This is a genomic window from Promicromonospora sp. MS192 (genome assembly GCF_049532985.1).
Classification (GTDB): Bacteria; Actinomycetota; Actinomycetes; order Actinomycetales; family Cellulomonadaceae; genus Promicromonospora.
Map to the genome: position 1 here is coordinate 196832 of NZ_CP186693.1, position 22919 is coordinate 219750.

General features: G+C 73.9%; 16 protein-coding genes. 10 read left to right on the forward strand and 6 right to left on the reverse strand.

The window, feature by feature from the left end; genetic code table 11:
* The first annotated feature begins 45 nt into the window (after positions 1–45).
* Positions 46–1671 (forward strand): phytoene desaturase family protein, encoded by a 1626-nt coding sequence (locus tag ACO229_RS00875; protein WP_423463409.1) that lies wholly within the window; start codon positions 46–48, stop codon positions 1669–1671.
* Between the two features lie 63 nt (positions 1672–1734).
* The gene (locus ACO229_RS00880) at positions 1735–2172 is read left to right on the forward strand and encodes a GNAT family N-acetyltransferase (RefSeq protein ID WP_423463410.1); all 438 of its coding nucleotides are present in this window, start codon (positions 1735–1737) and stop codon (positions 2170–2172) included.
* A gap of 43 nt (positions 2173–2215) precedes the next feature.
* Here ACO229_RS00880 and cydC read toward each other — a convergent pair whose 3' ends face one another.
* Genes cydC through ACO229_RS00900 form a run of 4 tightly spaced genes read right to left on the reverse strand, consistent with a single transcriptional unit; the run spans position 2216 to position 8504 of the window.
* On the reverse strand, positions 2216–4024 hold the full coding sequence (cydC, locus tag ACO229_RS00885; protein WP_423463411.1) for a thiol reductant ABC exporter subunit CydC: 1809 nt from the start codon (positions 4022–4024) through the stop codon (positions 2216–2218).
* Positions 4021–5889, reverse strand: a complete 1869-nt coding sequence (cydD, locus tag ACO229_RS00890) for a thiol reductant ABC exporter subunit CydD (RefSeq protein WP_423463412.1) — start codon at positions 5887–5889, stop codon at positions 4021–4023. The genes cydC and cydD overlap by 4 nt, the downstream gene beginning before the upstream one ends.
* 14 nt (positions 5890–5903) lie before the next feature.
* Positions 5904–6953, reverse strand: a complete 1050-nt coding sequence (gene cydB, locus ACO229_RS00895; RefSeq protein ID WP_397411433.1) for a cytochrome d ubiquinol oxidase subunit II — start codon at positions 6951–6953, stop codon at positions 5904–5906.
* Between the two features lie 54 nt (positions 6954–7007).
* On the reverse strand, positions 7008–8504 hold the full coding sequence (locus ACO229_RS00900; protein ID WP_397431164.1) for a cytochrome ubiquinol oxidase subunit I: 1497 nt from the start codon (positions 8502–8504) through the stop codon (positions 7008–7010).
* A gap of 424 nt (positions 8505–8928) precedes the next feature.
* Between ACO229_RS00900 and ACO229_RS00905 the strand changes: the two genes are divergently transcribed.
* The 3 genes from ACO229_RS00905 to ACO229_RS00915 all read left to right on the forward strand — a co-directional run bounded on the left by ACO229_RS00905 (position 8929) and on the right by ACO229_RS00915 (position 15063).
* Positions 8929–12639 carry an Rne/Rng family ribonuclease gene (locus tag ACO229_RS00905; RefSeq protein WP_423463413.1) on the forward strand — a complete coding sequence of 1237 codons (3711 nt, stop codon included), beginning with the start codon at positions 8929–8931 and terminating at the stop codon, positions 12637–12639.
* 197 nt (positions 12640–12836) lie between these two features.
* On the forward strand, positions 12837–14021 hold the full coding sequence (locus ACO229_RS00910) for an acyltransferase family protein (protein WP_423463414.1): 1185 nt from the start codon (positions 12837–12839) through the stop codon (positions 14019–14021).
* Between the two features lie 289 nt (positions 14022–14310).
* Entirely contained in the window at positions 14311–15063 is a 753-nt protein-coding gene (locus ACO229_RS00915) for a thymidine kinase (protein WP_423463415.1), read from the forward strand.
* A 22-nt stretch (positions 15064–15085) separates the two neighbouring features.
* On the opposite strand, the gene ACO229_RS00920 is transcribed toward ACO229_RS00915, so the two are convergent.
* Positions 15086–15676 (reverse strand): protein-L-isoaspartate O-methyltransferase, encoded by a 591-nt coding sequence (locus tag ACO229_RS00920; RefSeq protein WP_397431158.1) that lies wholly within the window; start codon positions 15674–15676, stop codon positions 15086–15088.
* A 76-nt stretch (positions 15677–15752) separates the two neighbouring features.
* Positions 15753–17567 (reverse strand): BCCT family transporter, encoded by a 1815-nt coding sequence (locus ACO229_RS00925; RefSeq protein WP_397431157.1) that lies wholly within the window; start codon positions 17565–17567, stop codon positions 15753–15755.
* A gap of 318 nt (positions 17568–17885) precedes the next feature.
* Here ACO229_RS00925 and rplU point away from each other — a divergent pair, with 318 nt between their 5' ends.
* From rplU to ACO229_RS00950, 5 genes are all read left to right on the forward strand, one after another.
* The gene (gene rplU / locus ACO229_RS00930; protein WP_119143071.1) at positions 17886–18194 is read left to right on the forward strand and encodes a 50S ribosomal protein L21; all 309 of its coding nucleotides are present in this window, start codon (positions 17886–17888) and stop codon (positions 18192–18194) included.
* 76 nt (positions 18195–18270) lie between these two features.
* Positions 18271–18528, forward strand: a complete 258-nt coding sequence (gene rpmA / locus ACO229_RS00935) for a 50S ribosomal protein L27 (RefSeq protein WP_119143073.1) — start codon at positions 18271–18273, stop codon at positions 18526–18528.
* Positions 18529–18644: 116 nt separating this feature from the next.
* On the forward strand, positions 18645–20162 hold the full coding sequence (gene obgE, locus ACO229_RS00940; RefSeq protein ID WP_397431155.1) for a GTPase ObgE: 1518 nt from the start codon (positions 18645–18647) through the stop codon (positions 20160–20162).
* 70 nt (positions 20163–20232) lie between these two features.
* On the forward strand, positions 20233–21405 hold the full coding sequence (gene proB / locus ACO229_RS00945; RefSeq protein ID WP_423463416.1) for a glutamate 5-kinase: 1173 nt from the start codon (positions 20233–20235) through the stop codon (positions 21403–21405).
* 45 nt (positions 21406–21450) lie between these two features.
* Positions 21451–22911 (forward strand): hypothetical protein, encoded by a 1461-nt coding sequence (locus ACO229_RS00950; protein ID WP_423463417.1) that lies wholly within the window; start codon positions 21451–21453, stop codon positions 22909–22911.
* The last annotated feature ends 8 nt before the right edge of the window (positions 22912–22919 follow it).

A 22919-nucleotide genomic window follows, 5' to 3' on the forward strand; every position in this document is an offset into this window, starting at 1 on the left:
TGATGGAACTCTCTTGGCAATGAGTTCCGTGTCACCATGTCCGCCATGGTCGATCCCACCGCGTCCCCGCGCCTGCACTCCCGGTACGACGCCGTCGTCGTGGGCGGCGGGCACAACGGCCTCACCGCCGCGGCGTACGCCGCTCGAAGCGGACGGTCCGTGCTCGTCCTGGAGCGTGCCGACCACGTGGGCGGCGCCGCCGTCTCGGCCCGCCCCTTCGCAGGTGTCGACGCGCGCCTGTCGCGCTACTCCTACCTGGTCTCGCTGCTGCCGCGGCGCGTGGTCACCGAGCTCGGGCTGCCGATCACGCTGCGGCGGCGGCGCTGGTCCTCCTACACGCCCGTGGCCGACGGCGGCCTCCTCGTCGACACGGGGGACGACGCCGCCACGCGGGCGTCGTTCCGGAGCCTGACCGGATCCGACGCGGACTTCGAGGCGTGGGGCCGCTTCTACGCGACGACCGCCGAGGTCGCCCGCCGCCTCGCGCCGACGCTCACCGAACCTCTGCTCACACGCTCGGCCGTGCGGGACCTCGTGGTCGACGGCGTGGGCGAGGAGGCCTGGCGAGCCCTGTTCGAGGAGCCGCTCGGCGCGCTGCTGCGGCGCACCTTCGCCGACGACGTGGTCCGCGGCATCGCCGCCACCGACGGCCTCATCGGCACGTTCGCCGACGTCGACGAGGCGTCCCTGCGCCAGAACCGGTGCTTCCTGTACCACGTGATCGGCAACGGGACCGGCGACTGGGACGTGCCGGTGGGCGGCATGGGCGCCGTCTCGGGCGCCCTGCGCGACGCCGCCGTGTCCGCCGGCGCCACGATCGTCACCTCGGCGACGGTCGCCGCCGTCGACCCGGGGGCCACCGGCGTGGAGGTCACCTGGACCGACGCCGACGGGCGCACCCGGGGCGTGACCGCCGGACACCTGCTCGCCGGCTGTGCGCCGGCCGAGCTCGACCGGCTCCTGGCCGCCGCCGGCCGGGGCCCGGCCGACGGGCGGGACGCGGCGGGGGCCACCACGTCCCCGGCGCACCCCGAGGGCGCGCAGCTCAAGGTGAACATGCTGCTCGACCGGCTGCCCCGCCTGCGCGACGGCGTGGACCCGGTCGCGGCGTTCAGCGGCACGCTGCACGTCAACGAGTCCCTCACCCAGCTCCAGGCGGCGTACGCGCAGGCCGCCGCGGGCCGGGTGCCCGACCTGCCGCCGAGCGAGATCTACTGCCACACGCTGTCCGACCGGTCGATCCTCGGCCCGGACCTGGCCGCGACCGAGGCGCAGACCATCACGCTGTTCGGGCTGCACATGCCCGCCCGGCTCTTCCGCGCCGATCCCGACGGGGCCCGCGAGCGGGCCCTCGCTGCCACCCTCGCCTCGCTGAACTCGGTGCTGGCCGAACCGGTCGAGGACGTCCTGGCGCACGACGCCGACGGCGCGCCCTGCCTGGAGGTGCGCACCCCGGTGGACCTGGAGGGCGACGTCGGGCTGCCCGGCGGGCACATCTTCCACCGCGACCTGGCCTGGCCGTTCGCCGAGTCCGCCGACGACGCCGGGCGGTGGGGCGTCGAGACGGAGCACCGCCGGGTGCTGCTGGCGGGTGCGGGCGCCCGGCGCGGCGGCGGAGTGAGCGGCATCCCCGGCCGGGCGGCGGCGATGGCGCTGCTGGGCGACGGCTGAGGCCGCCCACGATCACGCCGTCCACGATCACGCCGCCTACGATGACGCCGCTTACGATGAGGCGTGCAGATCCGACGCGCCGTCCCGGCCGACTCACCCGCGGTCGCCCCGCTGCTCGGCCAGCTCGGGTACCCCACGACCGCCGCCGATCTCGACGCCCGGTTCGCGCGCGTGGCCGGGAGCCCGTACGACGCGGCCTGGGTGGTTGTGGAGGACCCGTCCGGCGCGGTGGCCGGGTTCGCCACGGGCCACGTCCGCAGTCCGTTCGAGCTCGACGCGCCCGTGGCCGAGCTGACCGCCCTCGTGGTCGACGAGACACAGCGCGGCACCGGCGCCGGGCGCGCGCTCGTGGCGACCGTCGAGGACTGGGCGATCGCCCACGGCTGTGTCCGGATCACGGTGTCCTCCGCGTTCCGGCGCGAGGGCGCGCACGCCTTCTACGAGCGGCTGGGGTACGAGCAGCGCGCGAAGAAGTTCGACAAGAGCCTGCCGGCTTCCTGATCCCCGGCGTACGACGCGCCGCACGCTGCACGGCGACCATGGGTCACCGCTCCTGCGCGGCCGCCCAGCCGTACGCCGGATCCGAGACGAGCAGGTCCTCGTGGCGGCCCCGTGCGACGACGCCGGCCGGCCCCGGCGCGCCTCCGCCCGCGGCGCGACCCAGGAACAGCACCTCGTCCGCGACCGCCAGCGGGCTGAGCCGGTGGGTCGCCAGCAGCACCGCCCGGTCCGTCGCGCGGGCGTGCGCCGCGACCGCGCGGACCAGGGCGTCCGCCGTGTCGCCGTCCAGGTGCTCCGCCGGCTCGTCCACGAGCAGCACCCGGGCCGGCGCCAGGAGGGCGCGCGCCACCAGGAGCCGCCGCCGCTCCCCACCCGACACCGCGGCCGCGTCCGTGCCGACCACCGTCTCCAGGCCCCGGGGGAGCGCCGCGAGCCACGCACCCAGCCCGACGGCGTCGAGCGCAGCGCGGGCTTCCTCGGGGGTCACGTCACCCCGCGCGACCCGCAGGTTCTCCAGCACGGTGGTGTCGAACAGGTGCCCGTCCTCGGCGACGAACAGGCCCGCCCCCGCCCGTCCGCCGACCGTCCCGGCCACCGGCGGGACCAGACGGGCCGCCGTCATCAGGAGGGTCGTCTTGCCGACGCCGGACGGGCCGGCCAGCGCCACCACCGAACCCGGCTCCAGCGCGAGGGACACGCCGGCCACCGCGGCGCGCGGCAGCCCGTCCGCGCCGGGCCAGCCCGCGGCGACGTCGTCGAGCACGAGCAGCCGGCGGTCGTCGTCGTGGTCGGCGGGTGCGCCGGACGCGTCCGTGCCCACCTCCGTCCGTGCCCCGCCGGCACCCGGGTCCGCGGGCAGCAGCGCGACCAGCCGGCCTGCCGCCGCCCGCGACCGGTGCAGCTGGACCGCCGCGGCGGGCAGACCCGCCGTCGCCTCGAAGACGGCCAGCGGCGTCAGCACCACGACGGTCAGCGCCTCGGGCGACAGCGTCCCGGCCAGCGCCGCCGGGATGCCGAACGCCAGCGACGCGAGCACCGCCAACCCCTGCGCCAGCGCCCCCAGCCCGGCGGCGAGCCCGGAGGTGCGGGCGCTGTCGTCCGACACGGCGGACAGGCGCGCGTCCGCGGCGTCCAGGTCGCGCAGCCGCGCGCCGAACCGCCCGGCGACGCGCAGCTGCGCCGACTGCTCCAGGAGCTCCAGGGACAGCGCGGTCACCTCGCCGCGGGCCGCCGCACCCCGCGCCTCGGTCCGGGCCGCCGCACGGGCCGCCAGCCACGGCGTCACGATCCCCGCGAGGACCAGGCACACCGCCAGCGCCGCCCCCGCGGCAGGCAGCAGCACACCCAGCAGCACCACGGAACCGAGCGACGTCACCACCGCGACCCCGGCCGGCACCAGCGCGCGCACCACGAGGTCGCCCACGTCGTCGACGTCCTGGCCGATCCGTGCCAGCAGCTCGCCACGCCGCACCGTGACCGGGCGGTCGTCGGCGGCGAGCCGCTCGTACAGGTTCGCGCGCAGGGCGGCCATGCCCCGCAGGGCGACGTCGTGCGACGCGAGGCGCTCGCAGTAGCGCAGCACGCCGCGTCCGATGCCGAAGGCCCGCACGGAGACCACGGCCACCGAGAGCGTGAGCACCGGCGGCATCTGCGACGCGCGCGCCACGAGCCAGGCGGCGGCCGCGGCGAGCCCGATGGCGCAGCCCAGGGTGAGCACGCCGAGCGCGATCGCCGCGGCGACCTTGCCCGGGCGGATCTCCAGCAGCGGCAGGACGCGGCGCAGCGGATCGTTCCCCGCGCCCCGCACCGGGGAGCCGGTGCGGGGCCGGTCGCGGGTCGCCGGTGCGTTCACGGTGTCCTCCCGTCGGTCGCCGGGCGCGCGGCGGGGACGGCCGTCGCCAGCTCCGCGGTCGGCTCCGCCGCCGCGTGCACGTCGATCACCTGGTCGGCCAGGGCCAGGAGCGACGCCCGGTGCGCGACGACGAGCACGGTCCGGCCGGCGTCCCGCCAGGCCCGCACCGTGTCGAGCACGGTCTGCTCCCCGCGGGCGTCGAGGTGCGCGGTCGGCTCGTCGAGGACCACCAGCGGCCGGTCGGCGGCGTCGTCGAGCAGCGCGGACGTGAGCGCCACGCGCTGCCGCTGGCCCACGGACAGTCCCACGCCACCGAGCCCGACCCGCGTGTCCCACCCCTCGGGCAGGGTGCCGACGACGGCGTCCAGCCCCGTCCGGCGAGCGGCGTCGGCGAGCGCCCGGTCGTCGACGGGGTGCGGCAGGCCGTCCCGGACGACGTCGCGCAGCCGCCCCGGGGGGAGCGCCGGCCGCTGCGGCACCCAGGTGAGGCCGGACCACCACTCGTCGAGGTCGTCCGGGGAGAGGGCGGTGAGGTCGCGGAGCGCACCGTCGTCGTGCCCGTCCGGTACCACGCCGACCCGCCCGGCGTCGGGCGTGAGCAGGCCCAGGACGGCGAGCACCGCGGTCGACTTGCCCGACCCGCTCGGTCCGCGCAGGGCGACGACCCGGCCGCTGCCCGGCCGGCCGTCGCCCAGGGGGATCCGCGCCGACAGCCCGGCGGGCGCGACCACGCCGCGTCCGGGTGCCCGCACGGACACCCCGTCCAGCACCAGCGTGCCGCCCGCCGACCGGGAACGGCCTCGGGCGGCCGGGCGTTCCGTGACCGCCTCCGACGGATGCGGCCCGAGCAACGTGAACGCCCGGTCCACGGCCGCCATCCCGTCGACCGACGCGTGGAACTCGGCGCCCACCCGCCGCAGCGGCAGGTACACCTCGGGCGCGAGCACGAGCACCGCCAGCGCCGGCTGCAGGTCCATGGCCCCCTCGACGAGCCGCAGCCCGACGCCGACGGCGATGATCGCGACCGACAGCGTGGTCAGCAGCTCGAGCACCATCGAGGACAGGAACGCGACCCGGAGGGTGCCCATCGTGGCCTTGCGGGAGGCGTCGCCCAGGGCGCGCACGCGCTCGGCCGGGCCGGCCGACCGGCCGAAGGCGCGCAGGGTCGGCAGCCCGGCGACGAGATCGAGCACCTGGGCGCCGAGCCGCTCCACGGTGGCGAGGCGCCGCTCCGACGTCCCGGCCGTCAGGCGCCCCACCAGCACCATGAACACGGGCACGAGCGGCAGGGTCACGATCGCGATCAGCGCCGAGACCCAGTCCAGGCCCAGCACCACGACGACGAGCGCCGGGGTGAGCAGCGCCGTCAGCACGAGCTGCGGCACGTAGCGCACCAGGTACGGTTCCAGCGCGTCGAGCCCGCGCGTCGCGAGGGTGGCGACCTCGGCCTCGGGGCTGGCCCCGCCGGTGGCGGCGTCGGCCGGCTCGGCCGTGCTGTCCGCCGTCGCGCCGGCCGCGTTCCCCGCCGTGGGCCAGGCCGCCCGTGGCCCGCGCAGCGCCCACGCCTCGACCACCGCCCGCCGCAGCTCGGCGACGGTCCGGGCGGCGGCGCGCAACGCGTAGCGCTCCTGCGCCCAGGCGACGGCGGCCCGCCCGCCGACGACGAGCGCCAGCCCGGCGAAGGTGCGCACCAGCAGAGGGCCGGACACGCTGTCCCCGCGCACCACGGGCGTCAGCAACGCCGCGATGAGGAGGGCCTGCGCCACGATCAGTGCGGCCGCGGCGATGCCGAGCCCGACGGTGAGCGCCACGTACCAGCGGGCGGCCCGCACCTGCCGCAGCAGCCGGGGGTCCAGGGGTTTCACGCGTGCTCCTCGGCCTAGAAGGCCGACTCCTTGATCTTCTTCCAGGTCAGCCCGGCCGGCGCGGGGATGTGGTCCACGGTCAGCCGGCGCCGGAACACCCAGTAGGTCCAGCCCTGGTACAGGATCACCAGCGGGGTGAGCACCACGGCGACCCAGGTCATGACGGTGAGGGTGTACGGCGTGGACGCCGCCTCGGCGATGCTCAGCGACGGGCCGCCGTCCAGCCCGGGCATGACGTCCGGGAACATGGACCCGAAGATCAGCACGACGGCGGCGACGATCGTCACGGCGGACAGGCCGAAGGCCCAGCCCTCACGTCCCACGCGGTTGGTCAGCACGACGCCGACCAGGGCCAGCGCGGCGACCACCACGGCGGCCCAGGTCCAGGTGACGGAGAACGCGAGCTGCGCCCACAGGGCCCAGCCGCCGGCCACCAGCAGGGCACCGACCGACAGCACGCCGGCGAACCGCCGGGCGCGCGCCCGGATCTCGCCGTCCGTCTTGAGGGCGACGAACACCGAGCCGTGCAGGAGGAAGAGCACGAGCGTGGTGGCGCCGCCGAGCAGCGAGAACGGGTTGATCAGGGCCCAGAACCCGCCCACGTACTGGTGCGCCTCGTCGAGCTGGACGCCGCGCACGAGGTTGGCGAACGCCACGCCCCAGAGCACGGCGGGCACCCAGGACCCGACCTGGATCGCGACGTCACAGCGGCGTGCCCAGACGGCGTCCGCGATCTTGCCGCGGTACTCGAACGCGACGCCCCGGACGATGAGCGCCACCAGGATGAGCAGCAGCGGGAGGTAGAAGCCGGAGAACAGGGTGGCGTACCACTCGGGGAACGCCGCGAAGGTGGCGCCGCCCGCGGTGAGCAGCCACACCTCGTTGCCGTCCCACACGGGCCCGATGCTGTTGACCAGCACGCGCCGCTCCTTCTCCCGGTGCGCGCCGTCACCCCGGGGCAGCAACGACATCAGCATGCCGACGCCGAAGTCGAAGCCCTCCAGCACGAGGTATCCGGTCCACAGGACCGCGATGATGAGGAACCACACGAGCGCGAGATCCACGGTCATGTCCTTTGTCAGTCTTGGTTCTGGCGGAGGTCAGAGGGGTCAGAGGGGTCAGTAGGCGAACGAGAGCGGCCGGTCGGTGTCGTCGTCCGCCGCCTCGGGGGACTCGTCGCGCACCGTGGTGGGGACGCCCTCGATCGCGTAGCGGTGGATGAGCCGGTACCAGACCACGGCGAGCACGCCGTAGAGCAGGGTGAACACGATCATCGAGGTGAGCACCATGCCGGGGCTCACCACCTCGGAGACGCCCCGCATGGTGAGCAGCCGGATCTGGTCGATGCCGGTCGGGTTGGGCGCCACCACCCAGGGCTGGCGCCCCATCTCGGTGAAGATCCACCCGAACGACGACGCGAGGAACGGCGTCGGGATCGCCGCGATACCGATGCGGGCGAGCCACGTGTTGTCGCTGACCCGGCCGCCGCGCGTGAACCAGAGGGCGGCCAGGGCGAGCAGCGCCGACCCGGCGGCGAAGCCGATCATCAGCCGGAAGCTCCAGTAGGTGACGGCGAGGTTCGGGGTGTAGGAGATGGCGTTGCCGGCGTCGTCGGTCTCGCCGTACCGCTCGGAGTACTCCTGCTGCACGTCGTTGACACCGGGCAGGAAGCTGTCCGGGCCGGAGAAGTGGCCGGTGCCGAGGTAGCTGGCCAGGCCGGGCACCTCCAGGATGTGCCGCACGCCCTCGCAGGAGTTGGACAGGTCGCCGATGGTGAGGATCGAGAAGTTGGCGGCCTCCTCGCCCTCGCACAGGGCCTCGGCGGAGGCCATCTTGCCGGGCTGCTGCTCGAACATCAGCTTGCCCTGGGCGTCACCCGTCAGCGCGACGCCGACGCCGGCGACCAGCATGACCACGGTGCCCAGCACCACGGCCGGGCGGTAGACGTCGCGCGCCAGCTCGACGTTCTCCGGCCGCCTGGTCCGGGCCAGGCGCACCATCCACCAGGCGGCGATCCCGGCCACGAACGTCCCCGCGGTCAGGAACGCGGCCGCGACGGCGTGCGGGAACGCGGCCCACAGCGTGTTGTTGGCGAGGATCGCCCAGATCGACTCCATCTCGGCGCGGCCGGTCTCGGGGTTGTACCGGGCGCCCACGGGGTGCTGCATCCAGGAGTTGGCGGCCAGGATGAAGAAGGCGGACAGGTTCACGGCGACCGCCACGGCCCAGATGCACGCCAGGTGCACCTTCTTGTTCAGGCGGTCCCAGCCGAAGATCCACAGACCCAGGAACGTCGACTCCACGAAGAAGGCGGCCAGCGCCTCCATGGCGAGCGGCGCACCGAACACGTCACCGACGAACCGCGAGTACTCGCTCCAGTTCATGCCGAACTGGAACTCCTGCACGATGCCGGTGACCACGCCGAGCGCGAAGTTGATCAGGAAGAGCTTGCCGAAGAACTTGGTCAGCCGCAGCCAGCGCTCGTTCCCGGTGCGGACCCACGCCGTCTGCATGATCGCCACGAGGGGCGCCAGGCCGATCGTCAGCGGCACGAAGATGAAGTGATAGACGGTGGTGATGCCGAACTGCCAGCGTGCCAGGTCGAGGGCTTCCACTCCGGGCTCCTGTGAGGTGTTCGAACGGCTCTGTCCCTGGGGACGCTAGGCCTGATCGAGCAGGTCCGCGCGCCGCCGCGGGGTGATTCCGTCGCTTGTGAATGTCTTCACAAGGAACTGTACACGCTGTTGAACCACGCTTTGGTCCAGGCAGGGCGGGCGCCGCCTCCTGTGCGATACTGGTCGAACCCGCGCGGGCCCACATCCCTGCGTGGCCTGCAGAGTCCAGCACTGCCCGTGATCCGCACGCGGTGCCGCTGTCACGACAGAACGTGGTGGCAGGCGTCCGCGAAGACGACGGGCAGAGGGCCGCAGCCAAGACTTCCGTTCGGGTGTGTCGCTTCGCCGCGACGCATCGCCGGACGACCGACCGCCTGGCGGTCCGCGTGGTGTGGAGCGGGCGCCGGCTACAGGAGCACCTCACGTGACGCCTTCCAGCACCACCGGTTCGACCATCGGGTCACAGGATGATCACGACGCACCTGAGGCGAACGCCCAGGTCACCACTGGTGGGGAGGCCCCGGCGGACAGCGCGCCGGTGAAGCGCCCGCGTCGTCGGGCCACCCGGTCCGTGGTCTCCACGGCCAGCGCCGGCCCCATCGTCGTCGGCTCGTCCGACACCTCCTCGGCCCCGGCCGAGGCCCAGCCGGTGACCACGGGCGGTACCGCAGCGGTGGCGGCGCCCGCGGCCCCGGCAGCCGGCGAGACCGCCACCAGGCGTCCGCGTCGCCGCGCCACGCGCGGCGTCTCCTCCCCGGCACCCGTCGTGGACGCCGGCCCGACGGCGGACTCGCAGTCCGCCCCGGCCGGGACCGTCGCCCCGGATGAGACGGATCTCACTGCCGGCACGCAGCCGGCGGAGCCTGCCGGAGCAGAGCCTGCGGCTCCCGCCGAGGCTGCCGCCGTTGCCGAGGCCGAGCCGGCCGAGGTTGAGGCCGAGCCCGAGCCTGTCGACGAGCCGGTCGACGAGCCCGTTGACGAGCAGGGCGCCGACGCGCCCGCACCGGCCGACATCGTGCTGCCGGAGCCCGCTGCCCCTGCCGAGGCGCCCGTGCGTGAGGTCGCGAGCCTCGACGACATCGTGCTGCCCGGTGGCCCGGCGCAGGAGTCCGAAGCCGCACCCCGCCGGCGCACCCGCCGGAAGGCGGAGCCGGCCGACGCCGCACCCGAGGCCGAGGCGGCGCCCAAGCGCGGTCGCTCGCGGCGCAAGGCCGCGGAGCCCGTGACCGAGCCGGTCGCGGAGACCGCCGACCAGGTCGCCGAGCCCGCGCCGGAGGAGTCCGCCCCGCGCGCCGCTGCGACGGAGGAGACCGTGGCGGACGCGCCCGCGGAGCAGGCCCCGAAGGGCCGCGCGCGCCGCAGCCGTCGTGCCACCTCGACCCCGGCCGAGACCACGCAGGCCGCCGAGCCCGCCCAGGCCGCCGAGGCCCCGGCCGCGCAGGCCCCGGTGTCGCCCGCGGCGACCACCTCGGGCACGCGCGTGCCGCGCCTGGCCACCACGGCGCTGCTGTTCCAGGCGCCGGACGACTCGGCCGCACGCCGTTCGCGGCGTGCGCAGGCCCCCGCCGGTCCGCCGCGTCCGCAGGACCTGACGCCGCAGTTCGCCCGTCCGGTGCCCCGCACCGCCGAGCGCCCGGCCGAGCCTGTTCCCGAGGCGCCGGCCGCGCCGGCGGCCGAGGTCGTCGCCGAGCAGGTCGAGCAGGCCGCCGAGGCGACGCCCGCGCCCGCCGAGCCCCGGACCCGCCGGTCCGGCTCGCGCCGGGCCGTCCGCGGTACGGGTCCGAGCGCCGAGCCGGCGGCCCGTCCCGAGCCCGAGGCCGAGGCCACAGCGCAGGAGAGTGCCGAGCCCGCGGGCGACGCGACCGCCGTGGTGCCGAGCGTCCCGGCGGCGCCGCAGTTCGTCGCCGCGGAGCTGAGCGAGGACGACGCCGCGGCCGTCGACGAGGTCGGCGCCATCGAGGAGGAGCTCGTCGCCGAGGGCGTCGAGCTCGAGGAGCTCGCCCCGGAGGACTTCGAGGAGTACGACGACGAGGAGGTGCGCCCGTCGCGCCGTCGACGTCGCCGGGGTGGGCGCGGCCGTCGCGGTGGCCGCGCCGGACGCGGGGACGACCAGGACGACTCCGCCGACGAGGACCAGGACGACGACCAGGACGAGGGCGCGCAGGCGTCCTCCGACGAGGACGTCGACACGGAGGCCGACGGCGAGGACGACGCGCAGGACGCCGCGGAGGGTGACGGTGGTAGCCGCCGTCGTCGCCGGCGCCGCCGGGGGACCCGTGGCGAGCGTGCCGAGGCGGCCGCCGCGCGGTCCAGCCGCAGCGACGAGGTCACCGCGCTCAAGGGCTCCACGCGCCTGGAGGCCAAGAAGCAGCGCCGTCGCGAGGGCCGCGACCACGGCCGCCGTCGCCAGATCATCACCGAGGCCGAGTTCCTGGCCCGCCGCGAGTCGGTGCAGCGGTCGATGATCGTGCGCGAGAAGAACGGCCGTACGCAGATCGCGGTGCTGGAGGACGGCGTGCTCGTGGAGCACTACGTCTCGCAGCAGTCGCAGGCGTCCATGGCCGGGAACGTGTACCTGGGCCGCGTGCAGAACGTGCTGCCCTCGATGGAGGCGGCGTTCGTCGACGTCGGCAAGGGCCGCAACGCCGTGCTGTACGCGGGCGAGGTCAACTGGGACGCGGCCGGCCTGGAGGGTCAGCCGCGCCGGATCGAGCAGGCGCTGAAGTCGGGCGACTCCGTGCTGGTGCAGGTCACCAAGGACCCGATCGGCCACAAGGGAGCCCGCCTGACGAGCCAGATCACGCTGGCGGGCCGGTACCTGGTGTTCGTGCCGGGCGGCGGCATGACCGGCATCAGCCGCAAGCTGCCCGACACCGAGCGGTCGCGCCTCAAGAAGATCCTGCGCGAGGTCGTGCCGGACGGCGCGGGTGTCATCGTGCGCACCGCCGCGGAGGGGGCCAGCGAGGACGAGCTGCGCGCCGACGTCGAGCGGCTGCAGGGCCAGTGGGACGCCATCCAGGCCAAGGCCAAGAAGGCGTCCGCCCCGGCCCTGCTGCAGGGTGAGCCGGACATGGCGATCCGCGTGGTCCGCGACATCTTCAACGACGACTTCTCGTCGCTGGTGGTGCAGGGCGAGGGCGCGTGGGACGAGATCGCGCACTACGTCGAGGAGCTCGCTCCCGACCTGCGCGAGCGCGTGTCCAAGTGGGTCGAGAACACCGACGTGTTCACGGTGCACCGGGTGGACGAGCAGCTCGCCAAGGGCATGGACCGCAAGGTCTGGCTGCCCTCGGGCGGCTCGCTGGTCATCGACCGTACCGAGGCCATGACCGTCGTGGACGTCAACACCGGCAAGTTCACCGGTGCGGGCGGCACGCTCGAGGAGACCGTCACGCGGAACAACCTCGAGGCGGCCGAGGAGATCGTGCGGCAGCTGCGCCTGCGCGACATCGGCGGCATCATCGTCATCGACTTCATCGACATGGTGCTCGAGTCCAACCGTGACCTGGTGCTGCGTCGCCTGGTCGAGTGCCTGGGCCGGGACCGCACCAAGCACCAGGTCGCCGAGGTGACGTCGCTGGGCCTCGTCCAGATGACGCGCAAGCGCGTGGGCCAGGGCCTGGTCGAGGCGTTCTCGGAGACCTGCGAGCACTGCAAGGGCCGCGGCTTCATCGTGCACGAGGAGCCGATCGAGAAGTCGGCGGGCGGCTCGGCCACTGCCTCGGTGGCGTCCTCCGAGGAGGGCCCGCGTTCCGCGCGGGCGCGCCGCAAGCGGGGCAAGGAGAAGGCGTCGGCGCAGGAGCCCGCCGCCCCGGTCGCCAGCCTTCCCGAGGAGCGGTCCGAGGCGCGGGAGGCCGTCAAGGCCACGCTCGCGACCATCGCCGCCGCGGCGCAGCACGCGCACGAGCCGAAGGAACCGGCCCCGGAGGGTCCCGCCACCCTGGACGAGATCCAGCTCCCCGCGGCCGGTTCGGCCCCGGCAGCCGCTCCCGCGGAAGTGTCTGACGCTGCGCCTGCCGACCCGCCCTCGCGCGCGTCCGACGACGTGCGACCGACGACCGACGAGACGCCGGAGGGGGGCTCCGGCACCGGGCAGCCGGAACCGCCCAAAGGAGCTGGCGACGAGGTCGCCTGAGCAGAAGAAGGGCTTCTGGGCGAGGCTGTTCGGCCTCTGACCTGATCCCGACGAGGGTCGCCACCATCCGGTGGCGGCCCTCGTTTCGTGTGTCCGGGCGAGAACTTCCTTGCGGACCGTCGACGTTCTATGGTTCATTAGTCGAGTAATGAACCACCGAACCAGGATCCAGGGGATCCCCGGACGACGGAGCCGTGATGACGACGACCACCACCGCACCACCCACCACCCGGCTGGGATACATCGACAACCTGCGCGTGCTGCTGACGGTGCTGGTGATCGCGCACCACTGCGCCGTCACCTACGGCGCCCTGCCGGTCTGGTACTGGGCGGAGCCGAGCACCAGCCCGTCGGGCATCGCGCTGATGCTGTTCGTGATCGTGAACCAGTTCTGGTTCATGGGCGCCTTCTTCCTGCTCTCCGGCCTGTTCGTCGCCGGTTCGGTCGACCGCAAGGGCCCCGGTGCCTTCGCCCGGGACCGGGTGATCCGGCTCGGTGTGCCGCTCGTCGCCTTCCTGCTGGTGGCGCGGCCGGTCCTGTCCCTGCCGCAGTGGCCGGCGGCGCGCGCCGAGGGCGAGACCTTCCTGCACTTCTGGTTCACCGTGGGCGACCCGGGCCCGCTGTGGTTCGTCGAGGTGCTGCTCGTCATGTCGCTCGCCTACGCGGCCTTCCGCGCGCTCCGCGCCCGCTCCACCGCGCTCTCGATGCCCGACGCCCGTCAGACCGTGGCCGACGAGGGTCAGACCGTGCCCGACGCGGGTCAGGCCGTGGCTAGGCGCTGGTCCGGCCCGCTCGGGTACCGGGGGATCGGGCTCCTCGTGGGGATGCTGACGCTCGCCGCGTTCCTGTGGCGGCTCGCGGTGCCGACCGGCACCTACTGGGAGCTCGGTGGCCTGCCCACGCCGGCGTACCTGCCGCAGTACGTGATCCTCTTCGTGGTGGGCGTGCTGGCCTCCCGCCGCGGGTGGCTCGCCGGGCTCACCCCGCGGCAGGGCCGGGTCGCGCTGGTCGCGGCGCTCGTCAGCGTGGGACCGGCACTCGGCGCCGTGGCCCTCGCGACGGCACCCGGCGCGGGGCTCCTCGCTCAGCTCGGCGCGGCCCTTGCAGAGAGCGTGTTCGCGGTGAGCACGATCGTGGCCCTGCTGGTGCTGTTCCGGGAGCGGCTCTCCGGGCAGCCGGCATGGGCGAGGTTCGCTGCGCGGAACTCGTTCGCCGTGTACGTCATCCACGCCCTGGTGCTGGTCGGCGTCGCGATCCTGCTCGCGCCACTGACCGCCCCGGCCGGCGTGAAGTTCCTGATCCTGCTCGTGCTCTCGATCCCGCTGTGCTGGACCTTCGCCCATCTGCTGCGCCGGGTTCCCGGGGTGGCGCGCGTCCTGTAGGTCCTGTCCTGGAGGGCCGAGAGCACCCGGGCGGGAAGGTGCCCCGCGGAGGCCGGTCACTCTGCGTAGACAATGTCGACGCAGAGTGACCGGCCTCCACGGGGCACCTTCGGTCGGCATGCCAAGCGGCATACCTGCACGCCGCACCCAGGACGTCCGTTCGTCGAGCAGGTCACGGAGCGCACGGGCGGTCCCGGGGTCCTTGCTGACGCCCAGGCCGGGCAGGACGGGACGGTGCCGACGTCGGTGGCCGTGCCGGAGGAGGCCACGGAATGCTTGACTGGCGCCCATGAAGGACGGTCTGGGCGCCGGGCGCCTCGAGGTCATCGCCGGCCCGATGTTCGCCGGCAAGTCCGAAGAGCTGCTGCGCCGGGTGCGCCGCGCGCGGATCGCGCAGCGCGGCGTGCTCGTGGTGAGTCACGCGCTCGACACGCGACGGGGGAGCGGTCGCGTGACGTCGCACTCCGGCGCAGGCCTCCCGTCCCGCACCGTGTCCGACGCCGTGGACATCCCCTCGTTGCTCGACACCGCCGACAGCCCGGGCGGCGCCCGTCCCGCCGGGGACGACGACGCCGCCCGTCCCGCCGGGGACGACGACGCCGCCCGTCCCGCCGAGGACGACGACGCCGCCCGTCCGGTCGAACTCGTCGCGATCGACGAGGCCCAGTTCTTCGGCGCCGGGCTCGTCCCCGTGGTCTCGGATCTCGCCGACCGCGGGCTGGTGGTCGTGGTGGCGGGGCTGTCGGTCACCTTCGACGGACAGCCCTTCTCACCCCTGTCCGAGCTCATGGCGCTCGCGGAGTCGGTCGAGAAGCTCACCGCCGTCTGCTCGGTCTGCGGTGCGGACGCCGCGTTCCACGTCCGGATCCCGGAGGCGCCGCCGCTGCCCGGTGTCGGCCAGGCCGGGTCGGGCGCCGGCCAGGACGACTCCGGCGTCGGCCCGGGCGACGCGCTGGTGCCGGTCGCCGCGCACGTGGGCGGCTCGGAGTCCTACGAGGCCCGCTGCCGGCGCCACGCCACGGGGCGCGGCGCCGTCCTGTGACCGGCGGGACGCAGCGTCCCGCTCAGTCCTCGATCAGGGGCACGAAGCGGTAGCCCCCGTGATCGGTGGCCCGGGTGCGGCCGTCGGGCAGGCGCTCGATGAGCAGGAGCGACGTCCGTACGGGGATGACCATGCGGCCGCCGTACCCGACCTGCGACACCAGGGTGCGCGGCAGCGCAGGGGCCGACGCCGACACCAGGATCCGGTCCCACCCGTGCTCCCGCGGCATGCCGAGCACGCCCGGCTCCGCCTGCACCACCTGCGCCCAGCTCATGCCGGTGCGCTCCACGTTCGCGGCGCCCCACGCCGCCAGCCGCTCGTCCCGCTCCACGCCGAGCACGGCGCCCTGCGGGCCGGTCAGGAAGGCCAGGAGCGCGGTGCTCCAGCCGGAGCCCGCGCCGACGTCGAGCACCCGTGCGCCCAGCGGGACGCGCAGCAGGCGGAGCATCGCCGCGACCGTGGAGGGCTGCGAGGACGTCTGGCCCCGCCCGATCGGCAACGGGCGGTCCTGGCCGGCGAACGGACGCTGGGACCGGGGCAGGAAGTCCCGGCGGGGCACCGCCCGCATCGCCCGCCCTATGTCGTCGTGCTCGGCTGCCGGCTCAGAGACCATCAGGATCACCTGCTGCCAGGGTAGGCACAGACGCTCCGGGGTCGCCAGGTGCGCCACCCCGGGGCGAGCAGGCGGCTCAGCGGGAGCCGACCGGCTCCGGTTCCCCGGCGTCGCGAGAGCTCTCGGTGACCGTGACCTGCTCCGGCTGGTACCAGGCGGTGAGCGCGGGGTCGTCCGAGTCGAGCCACGCGCCGGCGCCCTTGTCGGCGCCCTCGGTGCGCACCACGCCGACCACGAAGTCGTCACCGTGCTCCTCGATGCCCGTGCGTACGCCCTGCACGATCGCCTCGCGGGCGTACCGGCGCCGCAGCGTGAGCGGGTCGCGGGCGAGGTCCTTGCCCCACGCGACCATCACGAGGACCACCACCAGGGCGAACGGCAGCGCGGTGATGATGACCAGGCTCTGCAGTCCGTTCAGCGCCACCGACCCGCCACCCACGAGCAGGACGGCGGCGATGGCCGCCAGCGCGACGCCCCAGGTGATCGTGACCCAGGGGCTCGGGTTCGGGTTGCCGCGCTGGGACAGGCTGGCCATGACGACGGACCCGGAGTCGGCGCTCGTCACGAAGAAGATGACGATCGAGATCATCGCGACGATCGACGTGAAGGTGCCGGCGGGCAGCTCGTGGAGCAGGGCGAACAGCATGTCCTGCGGCGACTCGGCCGAGCTCAGCGCCCCGTTCGCCTGCTCCATCCACATCGACGTGCCGCCCAGCACCGTGAACCACACCAGGCACACGACGCTCGGCGTCACGATCACGGTCGTGACGAACTCGCGCAGGGTGCGGCCCCGGCTGATGCGGGCGATGAACAGGCCCACGAAGGGCGTCCACGAGACCCACCACGCCCAGTAGTACGTGGTCCAGGTGTCCATGAACGCCTGCGCGTCGGGGGCGGTGGCCGCCGTCTGCGCCATCAGCCGGAACGAGTCGCCGACGAACTGCATGAAGGTGCCCTGCAGCAGGTTGAGGAGGAACGCCGTCGGCCCGACGACGAAGACGAAGACGCCGAGCAGCCCGGCCACCGCCATGTTGATGTTCGACAGGGCGCGGATGCCGCGCTTCACCCCCGACACCGCCGACACGATGAACGCGATCGAGAGCAGGGCGATGATGCCGATGATCGCGCCGTTGCCGAGCGGCCCGGTCCCCGCGACGATCTCGACGCCGCGCCCGATCTGGAGCGCGCCGATCCCGAGCGAGACCGCGACGCCGAACAGGGTCACGATGATCGCGAACGAGTCGACGACCGCACCCAGCCAGCCCTTGGTGCGCTCGCCGAAGATGGGCTCCAGCAGCGAGGAGATCAGCGGGCTGCGGCCCTTGCGGTAGGCGGCGTAGGCCACGGCGCCGCCGACCAGCGCGTAGTAGGCCCACGCCATGGGCCCCCAGTGGAACAGCGTCTGCACCAGGGCGGCGTGCATGGCCGGGTTGCTGCCCGGGTCGAGGCTCTCGTACGCCGGCGGCAGGTCGAGGAAGTAGGTCATGGGCTCGTACGGGCCGTAGAACAGCAGGCCGATCCCGATCCCGGCGGAGAACAGCATCGCCAGCCAGGAACCCGTGGAGAACTCCGGCTTCTCGCCGTCCTGGCCGAGCCGGATGTTGCGGTAACGGCCGAAGCCGAGCCACATCATGAAGAGGAAGACGGCGCACGTGAGCAGGCCGAACAACCAGCCGAACGATCCGGAGACCCAGGCCAGGCCGGCGCCGGACGCCGCGGCGAGGCTGTCGGGCGCGGCGGCACCCCAGATGATCACACCTGCGACCAGGACGGCCGCGAAGGCGAACACGCCCCAGCTCGTACCGAATCTGTTGCGGGTGCTCTCGACGCCCAGACCGGGCAGGAGTGCGGGATGGGCGGTCGGTTTGCCGGTGCTCTTGCGGCTCGCCATCGGAGGGTCCTCTCGTGCGGCGACGAAGTCTCGGTCAAAAAACAGTCATGCACGCTAGCAGACGGGTGAATTCTGCTTGGTTTCCGAGAGGTCAATTCATGGCCGGGCCGATATGGAGCCGGGCGTGGGCAAGGCCACGCCGCCGCTGGTTTGTCCCCGCAAGGGGCATCGCGTAACCTGGTTCTTCGGTGTGCTGTCTGCGCACCCGTCCTGCGTGCCCATGGCGCACCGCACTCGACCGCCGCGGCGGAGCGAGTCTCAGCGAAGCCGGTGGATCCCGTCGTGCGCGCACGCCAAGACTAGAGAGATGAGTTGAACGTGGTGTACGCGATCGTCAAGGCCGGTGGCCGCCAGGAGAAGGTGTCCGTCGGAAGCATCGTCGTCATGGACCGTGTCCAGTCGGCGCCCGGTGAGACCGTCGAGCTCCCGGCCCTGCTGCTCGTGGACGGGGAGAAGGTGACCACCGACGCGAAGAAGCTCGCGAAGGTCAAGGTCACCGCTGAGGTCGTGCGGGACGAGAAGGGTCCCAAGATCACGATCCTCAAGTACAAGAACAAGACCGGCTACCGCAAGCGCCAGGGTCACCGCCAGTCGCTGACCCGCCTGAAGGTCACCGGCATCAAGTGACTTCCGCTGCGGGCGCGTCTCGACGGGCCCGCGTGCGATACAGATTCTCCTCCGTCCCGAAAGACAGGTTCTTCAGATGGCACACAAGAAGGGCGCGAGCTCCTCGCGCAACGGTCGTGACTCCAACGCCCAGCGCCTCGGCGTGAAGCGCTTCGGTGGCCAGGTCGTCAAGGCCGGCGAGATCATCGTCCGCCAGCGCGGCACCCACTTCCACCCCGGCAGCAACGTGGGCCGCGGCAAGGACGACACCCTGTTCGCCCTCGACGCCGGCGCCGTGCAGTTCGGCACGCGTCGTGGCCGCAAGGTCGTCGACATCGTGACTGTCGAGGCCTGAGCCGGGAGGTACCGGCTTCCGCGTAAGGGGGCGCACCGGTGACGGTGCGCCCCCTTACGCCTTTTCATGAGCGGCCCCGGGCCGCTCGCCCGAGCAGTACCTGAGAGGATCAAGACATGGCCAGCTTCGTGGACCGGGTGGTGCTCCACGCCGTCGGAGGCAACGGCGGGAACGGCTGTGCCTCGATCCGTCGCGAGAAGTTCAAGCCCCTGGCGGGACCCGACGGCGGCGACGGCGGTGACGGCGGCTCCGTCCGCCTCGTCGTCGACTCGAACACCACCACCCTGCTGGAGTACCACCACTCGCCGCACCGGCGGGCGACGTCGGGCACGCAGGGGATGGGCGACGACCGGGACGGCGCCAAGGGCGGCGACCTGATCCTCAAGGTGCCGGACGGCACCGTCGTGAAGGACCTCGACGGCAACGTCCTGGCCGATCTCGTGGGCGAGGGCGCCGAGTACGTGGCCGCCGCGGGCGGCAAGGGCGGCCTCGGCAACCGGGCGCTGTCGTCGCCGAAGCGCAAGGCCCCGGGCTTCGCGCTGCTCGGCGAGGAGGGCGAGACCGCCGATCTCGAGCTCGAGGTCAAGACGATCGCCGACGTGGCGCTCGTCGGCTTCCCGAGTGCCGGCAAGTCGTCGCTGATCGCCGCGATCTCGGCCGCCCGGCCCAAGATCGCGGACTACCCGTTCACCACCCTGGTGCCGAACCTCGGCGTGGTGCAGGCGGGGGACTCGCGCTTCACCGTCGCGGACGTGCCGGGCCTGATCCCGGGCGCCAGCGAGGGCAAGGGCCTGGGCCTGGAGTTCCTGCGGCACATCGAGCGGACGGCGATGATCGTGCACGTGCTCGACTGCGCCACGCTGGAGCCCGGCCGCGACCCGCTCACCGACCTCGACGTGATCGAGGCCGAGCTGTCGGCCTACTCGGGTGACCTGGGCATCGCGGGCGGACGGGTGCCGCTGGAGGAGCGTCCGCGGCTCGTGGTGCTGAACAAGATCGACGTGCCCGACGCGCGCGAGCTGGCGGAGTTCGTGCGCCCCGACCTGGAGGCCCGCGGCCTGCGCGTGTTCGAGATCTCCACCGCGAGCCACGAGGGCCTGCGCGAGCTGAAGTTCGCGCTCGCCGAGGTCGTGGAGAAGGCCCGGGCGGCCGCGCCGGCCCCCGAGCCCGCGCCGATCGTGCTGCGCCCGCGTGCCGTGAACGAGTCGAAGTTCACCGTGCGACGGCTGGGTGGTGAGACCGACTACTGGTTCGAGGTGCGCGGCGAGAAGCCGGAGCGCTGGGTGCGGCAGACGGACTTCAACAACGACGAGGCCGTCGGCTTCCTCGCGGACCGGCTCGCCAAGCTCGGCGTCGAGGACGGTCTGTTCAAGGCGGGCGCCGTCGCGGGTGACGAGGTGCGCATCGGCGACCCGCGCAACGCCGTCGTCTTCGACTGGGAGCCCACGCTGCAGACCGGCCCCGAGCTGCTCGGTGGTCGTGGCACCGACCTGCGGCTCGACCAGAACGAGCGGCCCACCCGTGGTGAGAAGCGTCGCGAGCACCACGAGCGCATGGACGCCAAGGCGGCGGCCCGCCAGGAGCTGTGGACGGAACGCGAGTCGGGCCACTGGACGGACCCGGACGACGCCTGACGGGCACGGGGGCTGCCCGGGTCGTGAAATGAGCGCGCACCCGGGCACGCAGTGCGGCGAGGATGGGGGCGTGAGCTCCCACGACTCCTCGGCAGGTGCCCGGTCCGCGATCACCTCGGCGCGACGCGTCGTCGTGAAGGTCGGCTCGTCCTCCTTGACGGGCCCGGACGGGCACCTCGACGTCGGTGCGCTGCGCAGGGTCGTCGAGGTGCTGGCGGCCCGGCAGGCCGCGGGTGCGCAGGTGGTGCTGGTCACCTCCGGTGCGGTGTCGGCCGCCATCGGTCCGCTCGGGCTCGGGGCCCGGCCGCGGGACCTCGCCACCATGCAGGCCGCCGCCTCCGTGGGCCAGGGCCAGCTGGTGCGGCGGTACCAGGAGGAGTTCGCCGCGTTCGGCCTCCAGATCGGCCAGATCCTGCTCACCGCCGAGGACACGGTGCGGCGCGCCCGCTACCGCAACGCGCAGCGCGCGCTCGACCGCCTGCTCGCCCTCGGCGTGGTACCCGTCATCAACGAGAACGACGCCGTCACCACCGACGAGCTCAAGTTCGGCGACAACGACCGCCTCGCCGCCCTCGTGTCCCACCTGGTGCGAGCCGACGCCCTGCTGCTCCTGACCGACGTCGACGGCCTGCACGACGCCCCGCCGTCGCGCCCCGGCGCGCGCCGCATCCCGCTGGTCGCCGACCTGGAGGACGTGGCGGGCGTCGAGGTGACCGCCCGCGGCAGCGCTGTCGGTACCGGCGGCATGGTCACCAAGCTGGAGTCGGTGCGGATCGCCACCGGCGCGGGCGTGCCCGTGGTCCTGACGCTCGCGGCCAACGCGGCCGCGGCCCTCGCCGGGGACGACGTCGGCACGTTCTTCGCCGCCACCGGACGCCGCACCTCGGCCCGGCGGCTGTGGATCGCGCACGCCGCACGCACGGAGGGCCGCCTCCACCTGGACGACGGCGCCGCGCGGGCCGTGCTCGGCGGCCGCGCCTCGCTGCTGCCCGCCGGGATCACGCGGGCCGAGGGGGAGTTCGAGGCGGGCGACCCGGTGGAGCTCGTCGCGCCCGACGGCGCCGTGATCGCGCGCGGACTGGTCGCGTTCGACGCGAGCGACCTGCCCGCGCTGCTCGGGCGCTCCACGTACGCCCTGCGCGACGAGCTGGGCGAGGGGTACGACCGGGTCGTCGTGCACCGGGACGACCTGGTGCTCGACCGGCCGATGAGTTCCCCGGCGGCAGCACGTCGGAACGGGTAGGCGGCAGCGCACCCCGGGCGCGCCGCACGACCCGAGGAGCAACAGATGCGACGCACCCGGCACTCTGCCCGCACGGCCTCGGCGGCCCTGGCCGCCGTGCTCGTACCCCTGCTGAGCGTCCCGGCGGCGGCCGTGCCGTCGTCGGCAGGACCGGAACCGGCCGCCGCGACGGCCGACGCGCCGCCGACGGAGTACGAGGGCGAGATCGCCGGCGCGGCCTACCGTGTGCTGGTCCCCGAGGACTGGAACGGCACGCTGCTGCTGTACAGCCACGGCAACTACCCCTCCGAGATCTTCGCGGGCCAGCCGCTGCCGCACCTGCTCGGCAACCAGCCGGCGTCCGAGGAGGTGCTCACCGACCACGGCTACGCCCTGGCGGCGTCGATGTTCCAGGACGGCGGCTACGACTTCACCGTGCCCACGGCCGTGGCGGACCAGTCCAGGCTGCTCGACTGGTTCGAGCAGCACGTGGGTGAGCCCGAGCGCACCTTCACCACCGGCTCCTCCATGGGCGCGGTGACGGCCCTGAAGCACGCCGAGGTCGAACCCGACCGGATCGACGGCGTGCTGGCCATCGGTGGTGCGATCGACGTGGTGGGCATGCTCGACACGATCCTCGACGTGAACCTCGCGACCAAGGTGCTGCTCACCGACGGCACCGACGCCAACGGCAACCCGATCGAGCTGGTGCACCCCACCGACGCGCGGGCGGGCCGCGCCGCCCTCGTGGACGCGGTCGCCGCCGCTGCGGAGACACCGGAGGGCCGGGCCAAGATCGCTCTCATCGCCTCCCTGAACGACATCACGGGCTGGTACGACGTGTCGGCACCGGAACCCGGCAGCGTGGAGGACCGCACCCGCGGCCAGGCGCAGTGGCTCATGTGGGCCTACTCGTTCGGCCTGGGCCCGACGGCGCGCGTGGACTGGGAGGCCAAGCTCGGCGGTAACGCCTCGGCCTCCTTCGACGGGAGCTGGTCGCGCCGGCTCGTGCACTCCGGCATGCTCCGCGAGGTCCGTGCCGCCTACGCCGCGGCACCCGGTGCCGACCTGTCCGCCGACCTCACCGCGCTCGCCGCCGCACCGGTGATTGAGGCCGACCCCCAGGCGCGGGCGAACCTGGTGCAGCACCGGCCGGAGGGGACGACGCCGTCGCCCGTCCTCACGCTGCACACCACCGGTGACGGCGGCGCGCCGCCGTCGTACGAACGGTCCTTCGGTGACCGGGTGGCCCACGTGGGTCACCCCGAGCGCTACCGCAACCTGTACGTCGAGCGGGGTGCGCACCTCACCGTGAGCCTGGCCGAGGAGCTGGTCGCTGTGCGCGCGCTCGAGGAGCGCGTCGAGTCCGGCCGCTGGCCCGCGCTGAGCCCGCGGGCCACCAACCGTGCCGCGTGGCGGCTCGGCCCCGACTACTTCGGGGTCTTCGACCCGGTGACCGGGGTCTCCGGGCACGAGCCCGCGTTCACGCACTTCGTGCCGCCGCGGAGCGCGCGACCCTCCTGGTGAGCGTCCGT